Below are 14,826 nucleotides of genomic sequence, written 5' to 3' on the forward strand. Positions count from 1 at the left end.
CGCTAGCTGCCGGCATCCACCAAAACTTTGATCAGATGTCGCTCCGCATCTAGCGACGGCACGTTCAACCGAATAATCTGTTCCACGTGGGCACCCACCGGCAAGCGCTCGATCTCGCCGTCCGGGCGCACGCCTTTCATGGCCCAGATCGCACCCTGCTCCGCAACCAGATGACGGGCCAGTGTAACGAAATCCGCGAGCTCTGCGAATGCGCGCGAGACAATTACGTCGAACTTTGCCGGTACTTCGGCGCCCGGCTGCAAAGTCTCGACCCGGCCGGTCACCACGGACAGATTCGCAAGGCCGAGTTCGGCCTTGGCCTGCGCCTGAAAAGCCGTCTTTTTGTGAACGATGTCGTTCACGGTGACGGTCCATTCCGACAGGACAATCGCCAGCACGATGCCCGGCAGGCCGCCGCCCGAGCCGACATCGAGTACTGAGGACGGACCTAGCGGCGCGAGGTGCGGCACGATCGAAAGCGAATCCAGGATGTGCTGAATCAGCATCTGGCGCGGGTCGCGAATTGCCGTGAGGTTGTAGACGGCATTCCACTTCGACAGCAACGCGACATAGTCGAGCAGTTTGTCCAGCTGCGCGTCGCTCAAATCAAGGCCGAGCTCGCGGACACCATCCGCCAGTAGCGGCGCCAACGCGTCCCTACCGCTTCCCTTCTCGCTCACCGTCATTGCGTCACCGGCTTGTTGTCAGCGCCAGGCTCGGCGGGTTTTGTCGGACGACGGCCCAAACCGCGCTTCAGATGGACCATCAGCAAGGAAATCGCCGCAGGCGTAATGCCCGAAATGCGTGATGCCTGGCCGATGGTTTCAGGGCGGAATTGCGTCAGCTTCTGACGCGCCTCGAATGACAGCCCTCGTACTTCGGCATAGTCCACGCCTTCGGGCAAACGCGTGCTTTCGTGCGCCTCGTTCCGCTCGATTTCGCCAGCTTGGCGATCGATGTAGCCCTGATATTTGATGCCGATCTCGATCTGTTCTTTGATCTGGGCCAGCAGCACGTCGTCTTCGGCTAAGGCTTCCGGCGCGGCACAGGCGCCCGCGCGCAACCCGCAAACCCCGTCGTAAGAGACACCCGGGCGACGCAGGAGATCCGCCAGACTGTACTCGTGGTCGATCGGCTTGCCGAGCAGCGGCGTCGCTTCGTCAGCCGGTAATGTCTTAGGATTGACCCAGGTCGTGCGAAGACGCTCTGTTTCACGTGAAACAGCGTCGCGCTTGCGGCTGAAAGCGTCCCAGCGTATGTCGTCAACGACGCCCAACTCACGGCCAATCTCCGTCAGGCGCATATCCGCATTGTCTTCACGCAGGCTCAAGCGGTATTCCGCACGGCTCGTGAACATGCGATACGGCTCCGACACGCCGCGCGTCACCAGATCGTCAACGAGTACACCGAGATAGGCCTGATCGCGCCGCGGGCACCACGCTTCCTTGCCTTGAACAAACAGACCGGCATTGATACCGGCGAGCAGACCCTGCGCCGCCGCCTCTTCATAGCCAGTCGTACCGTTGATCTGGCCGGCGAAGAACAGTCCGTTAATTACCTTGGTTTCCAGCGACGCCTTCAGCCCGCGCGGGTCAAAGTAGTCATATTCGATGGCATAGCCCGGCCGCAGAATGTGTGCGTGCTCCAAGCCACGCATCGAACGCACGAGTTCCAGCTGCACATCGAATGGCAAGCTGGTGGAAATCCCATTGGGATAGAACTCATTGGTCGTCAGTCCCTCCGGTTCAAGGAAGATCTGATGCGATTCCTTCGATGCAAACCGGTGAATCTTGTCCTCGATCGACGGGCAATAGCGCGGCCCCACTCCTTCGATCACGCCGGTGTACATCGGCGAACGGTCGAGACCGCCGCGAATGATGTCGTGCGTGCGCTCGTTCGTATGCGTCACCCAGCACGGCACTTGCCGTGGATGCTGCTCAACGCGTCCAAGAAACGAGAAGACCGGCACCGGATCCAGATCACCTGGCTGCTCTTCGAGTTGCGAAAAATCGATCGTGCGGCCGTCAATCCGTGGCGGCGTCCCCGTCTTAAGGCGACCTTGCGGCAGCTTCAATTCCTTAAGACGCGCAGACAGCGACACTGCGGCTGGATCGCCCGCGCGGCCGCCGGTGTAGTTGTTCAAACCCACGTGAATCTTGCCGTCAAGGAACGTCCCGGCCGTCAAAACCACTGCGCGCGCGCGAAAACGGATTCCCACCTGCGTCACAGCGCCGACGACGCGGTCGCCTTCCACCATCAAATCGTCGACTGCTTGCTGGAATAGCCAGAGGTTCGGCTGATTCTCAAGCCGATGCCGGATCGCCTGCTTGTACAGCAGACGGTCAGCTTGGGCGCGCGTCGCGCGAACGGCCGGCCCCTTCGACGAATTCAGGATACGGAACTGGATGCCGCCCTCGTCCGTTGCGGCCGCCATGGCACCACCGAGCGCGTCGACTTCCTTCACGAGATGGCCTTTGCCAATGCCGCCAATAGACGGATTGCAGCTCATCTGGCCAAGGGTTTCGATGTTGTGGGTCAGCAGGAGCGTGGTGTTACCCATGCGCGCCGAAGCTAAAGCCGCTTCGGTACCGGCATGACCGCCGCCGACGACGATTACGTCAAATTCTGTGGGAAAGAGCATCGCGGATCTCACGCCAGATCGTCGCGTGAGCCTTCAAAGGAAAAGTATGGGCGAATTATAACGGGTTCGGTTTAGGCCCGAATTTAGGCCGAATGGCCAACCCATAAAAAAGCGGTGTGTTTCACGTGAAACACACCGCTTTGAAGAACGGGAAACAGCAGCAAGCCACGTGCTAAGCCGCTTTCTTCGCCAGTCCCAGATAGGTTTCGATCACGCGCGGATTCTGCGCCAAGTCCGCCGCCGGCCCTTCCAGCGCCAGTTCACCCGTTTCCAGCACGTAGCCGTAGTCTGAGATTTGCAGTGCGGCGCGCGCATTCTGCTCAATTAGCAATGTAGCAACGCCCGTCTGTCGCAGAGCGCTAATGATGTGAAAAATCTCTTTCACGATCAGCGGCGCAAGACCGAGACTCGGCTCGTCCAGCATCAGCAGATCCGGCTTGCCCATGAGCGCCCGGCCTACTGCGAGCATCTGCCGTTCGCCACCGGACAAGGTTCCGGCGGCCTGCTTGCGCCGTTCCCTCAGTCGCGGAAACAGAGTAAAGACTGGCTCAAGCTGGTCGAGGAAGTTGCGCTCCCCCGCCCGCTTGCGCCGATAGGCGCCGAGGACAAGATTGTCTTCCACCGTCATCGACGCAAACAGTTCGCGCTTCTCCGGCACCAGGCACATGCCGCGCGCGACACGCTTTTCGACCGGCACGGCGCTGACGTCTTCACCTTGATACAGGACGGCGCCCTTCGCGTGGCCCGTCGTCGGCAATGCGCCCATGATCGCGTTCAGCAGCGTGGACTTGCCCGCACCGTTCGGGCCAATTACGGAGACGATCTGGCCGGGCCGCACCTTGATCGCCGCACCGTGCAGCGCTTCCACCTTGCCATAGCGGACCGACAAACCGTCGACGTCGAGAATCGGGCTAGCAGCATTCATCGTGTTCTCCATCACTCCACCCCGCCGAGATACGCTTCCAAAACTGCTGGATCTTGCTGCACCTCTTGCGGCAAACCTTCGGCGATACGCGTCCCGAACTCCATGACCACCAGCCGATCGGTGAGATTCATCACGAAATCCATATCGTGCTCCACCAGCAGCACGCTCATACCTTCGGCCTTCAGGCGCCGCAGCAGGTCGGCCAGTTGCAGCTTTTCCTGATAGCGCAGGCCGGCGGCCGGTTCATCCAGCAACAGCAGCGTCGGATCACAGCACAACGCGCGAGCGATTTCGAGAATCCGCTGCTGCCCCAACGCGAGGCTGCCAGCTTCGTCGTACATATGCTGCTCGAGCCCGACGCGGCGGATCTGGCGAGCCGCCTCAGCCATCAACCGTGCTTCTTCCGCGCTGTTCAGGCGCACGACGCTGCGCCACACGCCCGCCTGCCCGCGCAAGTGCGCGCCGATCGCGACGTTCTCAAGCACTGTCATCCCCGGCAGCAGCTTGACGTGCTGGAAGGTGCGGCCGATTCCCCGTTTGACGATTTCACGTGAACTCAGCGAATCGATGCGCTCGCCGCAGAAAGTAATCTCACCACTGGTCGCCTGCAACACGCCGGTGACCAGATTGAAGGTGGTCGACTTACCGGCGCCATTCGGCCCGATCAGACCGATGATCTGCCCCGCCTTCACTTCGAAGCTGACATCGTTCACCGCAACCAGCCCGCCGAACTGCTTGCGCGCCTTGTTCACCGTCAACAAGTCTTCGCCGGCCGCTGGCTTGCTGCGCTGCGGCAACGGCTCCGCATGATCCGCCAGATGTGCGCGCGGGCCTTTCGGGAAAAAGCGCGCAACGAACGGCCAGACGCCTTGGCGCGCGTACTGCAGCAACAGCACCATCAAGATGCCGAACACGATCACTTCGAAGTTGCCGTTCTCGCCGAGCAGCTTGGGCAGCAAGGTCTGCAGATAGTCCTGCAGCACCGTCAGGATCGCCGCGCCGAGTACCGCGCCCCAGACATGCGAAACGCCGCCCACAACAGCCATGAACAGAAACTCGATGCCGTGATTCAGACCGAAAGGCGTCGGGTTCACCGCACGCTGCAAGTGCGCGTAGAGGAACCCCGAGACCGCGGCCAGCACCGCCGCGTACACGAAGATCACCACGCGCATCCACCCGGTGTTCACGCCCATCGCCTCGGCCATCATGCCGCCGCCGCGTAACGCGCGGATCGCCCGCCCAGGACGACTATTAAGCAGGTTCTGAACTGAAATCACCGCACCGAGCACGACCAGCCAGATCAGGTAATAGATATGGCGGCCGGATTCGAGGTCGATGCCGAACACATTCAGCACCGGAATCCCGTTGATGCCGTCGTACTTGCCGAGCATTTCAAGATTGCCGAACAGGTAAAACAGCGCGAGACCCCATGCGATCGTGCCGAGCGGCAGAAAGTGTCCTGACAGACGCATCGTCACCAGTCCGAGCATGAGCGCGATCAATGCCGTCACCGCCACGCCGGCAATCAGCGCGAGCCACGGCGAAACGCCATAGCGCGTCGTCAGATACGCGGTTGCATAGGCGCCGATACCAACGAACGCGGCCTGGCCGAAGCTCGTCATCCCGCCGATGCCGGTCAACAGCACAAGACCGATCGCGACGATCGAATACAGGCCGATGTAGTTGAGCAGCGTCACCCAGTACTCAGGCACGTGAATCGGTTGCGGCAACACCGGCAGCGCGAACAGCACCACAAGGAACAACCAGAAGAACTTGTTTTGCATGATCCGTTTCATCGCGTCACTCCTCTTCCTCTTCGGCGTGCGGGCTGGCAAGACTCCGCCAGAGCAACACGGGGATGATCAGCGTGAACACGATCACTTCCTTATAAGCGCTCGCCCAGAACGACGAATACGACTCCAGCAGGCCCACCAGAATCGAGCCCGCGGCAGCCAGCGGATAGCTGACGAGTCCGCCGATAATCGCCCCCACAAAGCCCTTCAAACCGATCAGGAAGCCCGAGTCGTAGTAGATGGTGGTCAAGGGCGCGACGAGAATGCCGCACAGTGCGCCGAGGCCCGCCGCCAGCGTGAACGCGAGGCGCCCCGCTTGCGTCGTGCCGATGCCGACGAGCCGCGCGCCGAGCCGGTTCACCGACGTCGCACGCAACGCCTTACCCGAGATCGAGCGATCGAAGTAAAGATACAGCGCGCCGATCAACACCACCGCCGTGCCGACCACCCACAGGCTTTGCCCGGAAATCGTCAGCGTGCCGATGTTGAAGGTCGCGTCGGAAAACGCGGTAGTGCGCGAACCTTCCGCGCCGAACATCACGAGACCCAGGCCGACCATCGCGAAGTGCACCGCCACCGCCACGATCAACAGCAGCAGCGTGGTCGCTTCCGCGATCGGCTCATACGCAAGCCGGTACACATACGGGCCCATCGGAATCACGATCAACAGCGTCAACGCGATCTGCGCGATCATCGGCAGCGTATGCATGAACACGCCTTGCGTGAGCGCGTAGACCGCGATCGGAAACAGCAGATATTTGCCGACCAGCATGACCAGCGTGCGCGCCGCATGCCGGCGCCGTTCGGGATGCCGCACCAGCCCCGCTATCTCGACCACGAAGCAGGCCGCGCCCATCGCCATCAGCAACCAGCAGGTGGCCGGAAATTTCTGAGTCTGCAGTGCGGCGAGCGTCAACGCGCCGTACGAAACAAACTCCCCCTGCGGGATGAAGATCACCCGCGTCACGGAGAACACCAGCACCAGCGCGAGCGCGAGCAGCGCGTAGATCGCGCCGGTGGTGATGCCGTCCTGCGCGAGGATCGCCGCAATTGATAGATCCATACTTCCTCGTCCTGAAGCGTCGAAATCGAAACTGGGAAACCGTCGTGGCGGCAGAACTCGCGGCCGTCCACCGACCCGCTATGCCTGAAAAGGCGACCGCCGCGCCGGAACAGGGCGCGGCGGTCGATGCCATTGTCATCGAACAGAATGGCAATGCGGCGTCACATGCCGCAGTTGCGCGAGAGGCGCGTACCGCTTTTGTTGTTACTCGTTCTGCAGCTTCCACTTGCCGTCGACGATCTGCACGATCACGCGTGCGCGCTTGTCGAGGCCGTTGTGGTCGGTCGGGGTGGTGTTCATGATGCCGTGCGAAACCGGCAGTTCCTTGATGTTCTCGAGCGCGCCACGCAGTGCCACGCGGAACTGTTCCGTGCCCGGCTGAGCGGTCTTCAGCGCGACCGGAATCGCTGCTTGCAGCATTTGGCCGGCGTCCCATGCGTGACCGCCGAAGGTCGCAACCGAGCCCGCGCCATATGTTTTCTCGTAAGCCGCTTTATAGGCCAGCGACGACTTCTTCACCGGGTTCGAGTCAGGCAGTTGATCCGCCACGAGGATCGGGCCAGCCGGCAGGAATTCGCCTTCGCAATCTTTGCCGCACACGCGCAGGAAGTCGTTGTTGGCGACGCCGTGCGTCTGATAGACCTTGCCCTTGTAGCCGCGCTCCTTGAGCGTCTTGGCCGGCAGCGCCGACGGCGTGCCCGCGCCCGCGATCAGCACCGCGTCGGGATTCGCGCCCATCGTCTTCAGCACCTGACCCGTCACCGATGCATCGGTGCGGTTAAAGCGCTCGTTCGAGACGATCTTCAGATTGTGTGCCGCGGCCGCCGCGGTGAAGACGTTGTTCCAGCCGTCGCCGTAGGCATCCGCGAAGCCGATGAAGCCCACCGTTTTCACGCCGTGATGCTCCATGTAATCGGCGATGGCGTCGGCCATCAGGCTGTCGTTTTGCGGCGGTTTGAAGGCCCATGCGCGCTTCGCGTCCATCGGCGAAATGATCGCCGCCGATGCCGCCAGCGAGATCACCGGCGTCTTGCCTTCGGCAGCGGCGTCGAGCATGGCGAGCGAATTCGGCGTAACGGTCGAACCGATGATCGCGTCGACGTGGTCTTCGTCGATCAGCTTGCGCGTGTTCTGCACGGCTTTGCCGGTATCGGATGCGTCGTCGAGAATGATGTACTGCACGGTCTTGCCGCCGATCTCTTTCGGCAGCAGCGCAATCGTATTCTTTTCAGGAATCCCGAGCGATGCGGCCGGCCCCGTAGTAGAAAGCGTCACGCCGATCTTCACCTGAGCGAACGCCGCGCCCGCACTGCACATCAACGCCATGGCAATGCCGGTGCGAACCCACTGCTTTGTCTTTTTCATTGCAAGTCTCCAAACGCTTTAAAGCGCGTATCTGAAATCCGACTCATGGGCCGGGTGTCTGAATCTAGTTATCGGGTTCTGGCGTGCCAAGCATGGTTTTCCCTGCCAGGCGCGAATACCGTCGCCGCTTTGGTGCTACTTCACTGCTGCATACCACGACTGCAAATCGCTGCGATATCCTGTGAACAAAACACTAACATGTTAGTAGTATTGCGTTCTGCACGATTGCAGGTCAATAGACCGCAACCCAAATGCGGGTTTGTCCTAAAGCCGCGGAGCCACACTTTTCCACGCGATGCGGACAATAAAAAAGACGCGTCAACTGCACGCGTCTTCGGTTTATTGAAGGTCCATATCGCTTAGCCTTCGCTCAGTCGCCGGACAACTTCCACTTGCCGCCGACAATCTCCACCATCACGCGCGCCCGCTGATCCAGACCAGCATGGTCGTTCGCGCTCATGTTGAAGATGCCGTGCGACGCGGGCATGTCTTTGGTGCTTTCCAGCGCGGCCCGCAATGCTTCGCGGAAGGCAGGCGTGCCCGGTTGCCCCTTCTTCAACGCCTGCGGAATCGCGCGTTGCAGCAGCAGGCCCGCGTCCCATGCGTGGCCGCCGAAGGTGGACACCGAGCCGGCGCCATATGCGGTTTCGTACGCGCGCTTATAGGCGAGCGCACTCTTCTTCACGGGATTCGAATCGGGCAGTTGTTCGGCGACGAGCAACGGACCCGCCGGCAGATAGGTGCCTTCGCAATCCTTGCCGCACACGCGCAGGAAGTCATTGTTGGCGACGCCGTGCGTCTGATAGTACTTGCCCTTGTAGCCGCGTTCCTTGAGCGTTTTCTGCGGCAGCGCAGCCGGTGTGCCTGCGCCGGCGATCAGGACCGCGTCCGGATTCTGCGACATGATCTTCAGCACCTGACCGGTCACCGATGCGTCGTTGCGTGCGAAGCGCTCGTTCGCGACGACCTTGATCTTCGCGAGATCCGCGGCTTTGCCGAATTCCTTGAACCAGCTCTCGCCGTATGCGTCGGAGAAACCGATAAAGGCCACCGTCTTCACACCGTGGTTCGACATGTGCTGCGCGATCGCGGTGGCCATGAGAATGTCATTCTGCGGCGTCTTGAAGACCCAGGCGCGCTTCGCATCCATCGGTTCGACGATGCTCGCCGCCGCTGCCATGGAGATCATGGGCGTGGTGGTTTCAGCGGCGACGTCGATCATGGCCAGCGAATTCGGCACGACGGTCGAGCCGATCAGCGCATCTACGTGATCTTCGCTCGTGAGCTTGCGCGTGTTCTTGACCGCCTGGGTGGAATCCGTGGCGTCGTCGAGCACGATGTAGTCGATCTTCTGGCCCGCCACCTCTTTAGGCAGCAGCGCAATCGTGTTTTTTTCCGGAATGCCGAGCGACGCGGCCGGGCCCGTTGCCGACAAGGTCACGCCGATTTTTACGTCCGCGAATGCATGGCCGCTCCATGCTGCGCTCACTCCGGTGGCGACCAATGCCGCGCTGATCCAACGCAATGCCGACTTCATTCCGCTCCTCTATCAACCCCGTTATTCATTCGAATTTAAATCCGCGGATTTAAATACCGACCAAGCGGTCGGTGAATAGCGAGTGTAGCGGACGAAAGCCACGCGCGGCAAGCGTTTTGCAGGGCTCAGAGATGTGGAATAGAGACATGTTCGGTGAATGAAAAAGGGTCACCGAATTAGCGGGGAATTTGAATGGCGAATAACCGGAAATACAAATAAAAAGCGCTGTTGGATATCAATCCAACAGCGCTTTCGTCTGGGCACTGAGTGCCTCATTGTCTCCTCGTTCTCCACCTGCAAAATTCGTGGTGCATCAGAACTGCATGAAGATTAAACGAGCACTCCACGTACTACAACTAGCAATTACCCTAGTGGTGCACTGCGGCACTGAATTGGGGCACGGTTGTGCGAACTATACCGTGTATGCATTACGACTCGATTGCCGCCCGCTTCAACCTGCCGCATCGAGACGGACGAATTATATCGGATGCCGAAGCAATTGCCCATTTCATTGAATGTCAGGCTCGCAGCGGCCGCACTCGCGCGACGATTTCACCGACAATGCCACGCCGGAACGCCAGCACGCAGGCAATGAAAATCACGCCGGTGACGATGGTGACCGATTCGCCCAGCGAGCGGAACCACTCGACACCGGTGGTCGTCGCCAACGCCCCGCCGATATCGCCGAGCCGGTCCTCGAGCGCAACGATCAGCGCCGCGCCAAGCAGCGGTCCAAACAACGTACCCATGCCGCCGACGAGCGTCATCAGGATCACGAGGCCGGACATGGTCCAATATGCGTCGCTCAACGTCTCGAAGCCTTGCACCAACACCTTGAGCGAACCCGCCAGACCCGCAATCCCCGCCGACAGAATGAACGCGAGCAGCTTGAAGCGATCCGTATCGTAGCCAAGCGACACCGCGCGCGGCTCGTTCTCCTTGATGGCCACCAGCACCTGCCCGAACGGCGAATGCACGATCCGCACAATCAGCAGGAAGGCCAGCACCATCACGGCGAGCACGACGAAATACAGCGCCACGTCGGACGACAGATCCAGCACGCCGAACAGTTTGCCGCGCGGCACGCCTTGCAGACCGTCCTCGCCATGTGTGAACGGCGCCTGCAGGAACACGAAGTACACCATCTGCGCGAGCGCCAGCGTGACCATTGCGAAGTAGATGCCCTGGCGGCGAATCGCGAAGATACCCACGATCAGCCCAAGCAAGGTTGCCGCAGCGGTGCCGGCCAGCACGCCGAGCTCCGGCGAGAAGCCGAGCGATTGGATCGCATAGCCCGTCACATAGCCAGCCGAAGCCAGAAACATGGCGTGGCCGAACGACAGCAAACCGGTGTAGCCGATCAGCAGATTAAACGCCGCCGCGAACAGCGCGAAGCACAACACCTTCATCACGAAGAGCGGATAGATGCCGAGCACGGGCACCGCGAGAAGCACGATCAGCAGCAGACCGTAGAGCACTTTTCTCTGCATCATTTTTCCTTGCCGAAGAGACCCGCCGGGCGCACCAGCAACACCAGCGCCATGATCACGAAGACGACGGTCGCCGACGCTTCCGGGTAAAACACGCGCGTCAGCCCTTCGATCACACCGAGCAGCAAACCGGTGAGAATCGAGCCCATGATCGAACCCATGCCGCCGATCACGACCACCGCGAACACGGTGATGATCATCGGCTGGCCCATCAGCGGCGAGACCTGAATCACCGGTGCGGCGAGCACGCCGGCAAACGCCGCCAGCGCAACGCCGAAGCCGTAGGTGAGCGTGATCATCAGCGGCACGTTGATGCCGAACGCTTCGACCAGTTTCGGGTTTTCCGTACCGGCGCGCAGATAGGCGCCGAGACGCGTCTTCTCGATCACGAACCAGGTCGCGAAGCACACCGCCAACGAGGCCACCACCACCCACGCGCGATAGTTCGGCAGGAACATGAAGCCGAGATTGGTTGCGCCGGAAAGCGCCGACGGCACGTCGTACGGCTGGCCGGACGAACCGTAGATGGAGCGGAACACGCCCTCCACCACGAGCGTGAGCCCAAAGGTCAGCAAGAGCCCGTACAGATGGTCGAGCTTGTAGAGCCAGCGCAGCATCGAGCGTTCGATCGCGATGCCGAACAACCCGACGACCAGCGGTGCCAGCACCAGCATCACCCAGTACGGCAGGCCGAAATACGAAAAGCCCATCCACGCGAGCATGGCGCCCAGCATGAACAACGCGCCGTGCGCGAAATTGATCACGTTGAGCAAGCCGAAGATCACCGCCAGCCCGAGGCTCAGAATTGCGTAGAACGAGCCGTTCACGAGCCCGAGCAACAGCTGGCTCAGCATCGCCGGTAGCGGAACGCCAAAGATTTCCATTGAAGCCTTAACCCATCGCCAAGGTGAGATCGGTCACGCACGATCCGGCCGGCGCGCGATCAGCGGCAAACAACGCCGATCGCGCGCGGCATGTGAAACGCTTCGCCGTCAGCCTGTGTACCATCATGGCACCACGCATCGCCCGTCAGGACAAGCAGACAGACGGCTATCTGGTTACGAACCAGCGATTATTTCCACAACGCGCAGCGCGTTTCGGCCTTGGTCGTGAACGCCTGCTCGCCGGGGATCGTCGCCGTGATCTTGTAGTAGTCCCACGGCTCTTTGGACTCGGCCGGCGTCTTGACCTGCATCAGGTACATGTCGTGGATCATGCTGCCGTCCTGACGGATGTAGCCCTTCGCATAGAAGTCGTCGATCTTGGTCTTTTTCAGCTGCGCCATCACCTTGTCGGAGTCGGTCGAACCCACCGCCTTCACCGCGTTCAGATAGGTCATGGTCGCCGAGTAGTCGGCGGCCTGCAGGCTCGACGGCATCTTCCTCATCTTGTCGAAATAGCGCTGCGCCCACTTGCGCGTGGTGGCGTCCTTGTTCCAGTACCAGCTGTCCGTCAGTACGAGGCCTTGCGTGGTCTCCAGACCAAGGCTGTGCACGTCGTCGATGAACATCAGCAGCGCGGCGAGCTTCATCGTCTTGGTAATGCCGAACTCCTTGGCCGCCTTGATCGAGTTGATCGTGTCGCCGCCCGCGTTGGCGAGGCCGAGAATCTGCGCCTTCGACGCTTGCGCCTGCAACAGGAACGACGAGAAGTCCGACGCCGACAGCGGATGGCGCACCGTGCCTAGCACCTGGCCGCCGTTCGCTTTCACCACGTCCGACGTGTTCTTCTCGAGCGCCTTGCCGAAGGCATAGTCGGCCGTCAGGAAGTACCACGTCTTGCCACCCTGCTTCGTCACCGCCGAGCCCGTGCCTTTGGCGAGCGCCGTGGTGTCGTACGCATAATGGATCGTGTACGGCGTGCATTGCTCATTGGTCAGCGTGTCCGCGCCCGCGCCGATGCTGATGTACACCTTCTTCTTTTCGCCGGCCACGGTGTTCATCGACAGACCCGTTGCCGAATTCGTGCCGCCGATCAGCAGGTCGACGCCGTCGCGGTCGAACCATTCACGCGCGCGCGACGCCGCGATGTCCGCCTTGTTCTGGTGGTCCGCATACACCACGGTGATCGGCTTGCCGTTGACCTTGCCGCCGAAATCCGCCACCGCCATGCGGATCGCTTCGAGTCCGCCCTGCCCGTCGATGTCCGCATACAGACCGGACATGTCGGTGATGAAACCGATCTTCACCGCGTCGTCAGCCGCTTGCGCGCTGCCCATCGTCAATGCGGCGCCGGCGGCGACCGCGAAACAAAGTGTGGCAAGCCGCGCGAGTGGGTTCTTTTTCATTCCTGTCTCCTGGTTTCTTCGCTTGTGGTTATCAGAGGCAATCGGGCGTTTTTATACGCCCAGTAGATCGTGCAGGACCGGCATCTTGCTTTCGAGTTCACTCGCCCCGAAGTGCTCGACAATCGCGCCGTGCTCCATCACATAGAAGCGGTCCGCCAGCGGCGCGGCAAAACGAAAATTCTGTTCGACCATCACGACGGTATAGCCCCGCGCCTTGAGTGTCATGATCATGCGCGCCAGCGCCTGCACGATGACAGGCGCGAGCCCTTCCGATATCTCGTCGAGCAGCAGCAGACTCGCGCCGGTGCGCAGAATGCGCGCCACGGCCAGCATCTGCTGTTCACCGCCGGATAGCCGCGTGCCCTGGCTCGCGCGGCGCTCCTGCAGATTCGGGAACATCGAATAGATTTCTTCGAGCGACATCATGTGCGCCTTGTCGCCGATGGGCGGCGGCAGCAGCAGGTTTTCCTCGCACGAGAGGCTCGAAAAGATACCCCGTTCTTCCGGGCAGTAGCCCACGCCGCAATGCGCGATGCGATGCGTGGGCAGATTGATGGTTTCGCGTCCGCCAATGCGGATCGAACCGGTGCGCCGCCCGGTCAGGCCCATGATGGCGCGCAGCGTGGTCGTGCGTCCCGCGCCGTTGCGGCCCAGCAGCGTGACGACCTCGCCGCGGTTCACCGTCAGATCGAACCCATGGAGAATATGGGACTCCCCATACCACGCCTGCAAACCCTTGATGTCCAGCGCGGGAACGGCGTTCTCCGTTCCGCTTACGTCGAGGCTTTCACGCTCGGCAATCGTATTCATGCGTGGGCTCCGGCGAGCGCCGCGTCGGCGCTGCCCATATAGGCTTGCATCACGAGCGGATTCTTCGACACTTCGGCGTAGCTGCCTTCGGCGAGTACTTCGCCTCGTTGCAGCACCGTAATCGTGTCGGAGATGCCGGCGATCACATTCATGTTGTGCTCGACCATCAGAATGGTGCGGCCGCTCGATACTTTTTTGATCAACGCCGTCACGCGATCGACGTCTTCATGGCCCATGCCTTGCGTCGGCTCGTCGAGCAACATGAGCTCCGGTTCCATGGCGAGCGTGGTGGCAATTTCCAACGCGCGTTTGCGGCCGTAGGAAAGTTCGACCGTCAACACGTCGGCGAAATCGGTCAGTCCGACCTGGGTGAGCAAATCCATTGCGCGATCATCAAGTTGGCGCAGCGTGCGTTCGCTCTTCCAGAAATGAAATGCCGTGCCGAGCTGGCGCTGCAAACCGATGCGCACATTCTGCAATGCTGTCAGATGCGGAAACACCGCGGAAATCTGGAACGAACGGATAATGCCGCGCCGCGCGATTTGCGCCGGGCGTTCGCCCGTGATGTCGATGCCGTTGAAAACGATCTGGCCCGCAGTGGGTTCCAGAAATTTGGTGAGCAGATTGAAACAGGTGGTCTTGCCTGCCCCATTCGGGCCGATGAGCGCATGGATTGAGCCACGGCGCACGCGCAGGTTCACACCGTTCACGGCGATGAAGCCTTTGAACTCACGGGTGAGGCCGCGCGTTTCGAGAATCGTATCGCCGAGAATCATGTTCCCTTCCATACGGAGTAAGGCGAAGCATTACGATCTTCCGCGCGAACCGCTGCGCGACTTTTTATGACGGCGGCACCCCGTGCCGCTCGTTGGCGTACTGCACCAATCCGGACGGTAATCCATGGGGCGGCACGCA

Annotated in this window: 12 protein-coding genes; all 12 read right to left on the minus strand. The window is 61.0% G+C overall.

Annotated elements, in window-relative coordinates:
• Nucleotides 1–2: 2 nt before the first annotated feature.
• Nucleotides 3–686, minus strand: coding sequence for a 16S rRNA (guanine(527)-N(7))-methyltransferase RsmG (gene rsmG, locus BPHYT_RS19435; protein WP_012434809.1), 684 nt, complete (start codon nt 684–686; stop codon nt 3–5).
• Nucleotides 683–2,641, minus strand: coding sequence for a tRNA uridine-5-carboxymethylaminomethyl(34) synthesis enzyme MnmG (gene mnmG, locus BPHYT_RS19440; RefSeq protein WP_012434810.1), 1,959 nt, complete (start codon nt 2,639–2,641; stop codon nt 683–685). The genes rsmG and mnmG overlap by 4 nt, the downstream gene beginning before the upstream one ends.
• Before the next feature lie 172 nt (nt 2,642–2,813).
• Nucleotides 2,814–3,566, minus strand: a complete 753-nt coding sequence (locus BPHYT_RS19445) for an ABC transporter ATP-binding protein (protein WP_012434811.1) — start codon at nt 3,564–3,566, stop codon at nt 2,814–2,816.
• 11 nt (nt 3,567–3,577) lie between these two features.
• Nucleotides 3,578–5,362: a branched-chain amino acid ABC transporter ATP-binding protein/permease gene (locus tag BPHYT_RS19450; RefSeq protein ID WP_012434812.1), complete on the minus strand. Its 1,785-nt coding sequence runs from the start codon at nt 5,360–5,362 to the stop codon at nt 3,578–3,580.
• Nucleotides 5,363–5,366: 4 nt separating this feature from the next.
• Complete coding sequence (locus BPHYT_RS19455) at nt 5,367–6,422, minus strand: branched-chain amino acid ABC transporter permease (RefSeq protein WP_012434813.1); 1,056 nt, start codon at nt 6,420–6,422, stop codon at nt 5,367–5,369.
• A gap of 204 nt (nt 6,423–6,626) precedes the next feature.
• The gene (locus BPHYT_RS19460) at nt 6,627–7,787 is read right to left on the minus strand and encodes an ABC transporter substrate-binding protein (RefSeq protein WP_012434814.1); all 1,161 of its coding nucleotides are present in this window, start codon (nt 7,785–7,787) and stop codon (nt 6,627–6,629) included.
• 370 nt (nt 7,788–8,157) lie between these two features.
• Nucleotides 8,158–9,324, minus strand: a complete 1,167-nt coding sequence (locus tag BPHYT_RS19465) for an ABC transporter substrate-binding protein (protein ID WP_012434815.1) — start codon at nt 9,322–9,324, stop codon at nt 8,158–8,160.
• Between the two features lie 518 nt (nt 9,325–9,842).
• Nucleotides 9,843–10,814: a branched-chain amino acid ABC transporter permease gene (locus tag BPHYT_RS19470; RefSeq protein ID WP_012434816.1), complete on the minus strand. Its 972-nt coding sequence runs from the start codon at nt 10,812–10,814 to the stop codon at nt 9,843–9,845.
• A complete protein-coding gene (locus BPHYT_RS19475; protein WP_012434817.1) occupies nt 10,814–11,698 on the minus strand; it encodes a branched-chain amino acid ABC transporter permease in 885 nt (294 codons plus the stop codon). The genes BPHYT_RS19470 and BPHYT_RS19475 overlap by 1 nt, the downstream gene beginning before the upstream one ends.
• A gap of 188 nt (nt 11,699–11,886) precedes the next feature.
• Entirely contained in the window at nt 11,887–13,101 is a 1,215-nt protein-coding gene (locus BPHYT_RS19480; RefSeq protein ID WP_012434818.1) for an ABC transporter substrate-binding protein, read from the minus strand.
• Between the two features lie 51 nt (nt 13,102–13,152).
• Nucleotides 13,153–13,911 carry an ABC transporter ATP-binding protein gene (locus tag BPHYT_RS19485; protein WP_012434819.1) on the minus strand — a complete coding sequence of 253 codons (759 nt, stop codon included), beginning with the start codon at nt 13,909–13,911 and terminating at the stop codon, nt 13,153–13,155.
• Nucleotides 13,908–14,687: an ABC transporter ATP-binding protein gene (locus BPHYT_RS19490; protein WP_007180049.1), complete on the minus strand. Its 780-nt coding sequence runs from the start codon at nt 14,685–14,687 to the stop codon at nt 13,908–13,910. Before BPHYT_RS19490 ends, BPHYT_RS19485 begins: the two co-directional genes overlap by 4 nt.
• Between the last annotated feature and the right edge of the window lie 139 nt (nt 14,688–14,826).

The organism is Paraburkholderia phytofirmans PsJN (genome assembly GCF_000020125.1).
In the GTDB taxonomy this organism is placed as follows: Bacteria; Pseudomonadota; Gammaproteobacteria; order Burkholderiales; family Burkholderiaceae; genus Paraburkholderia; species Paraburkholderia phytofirmans.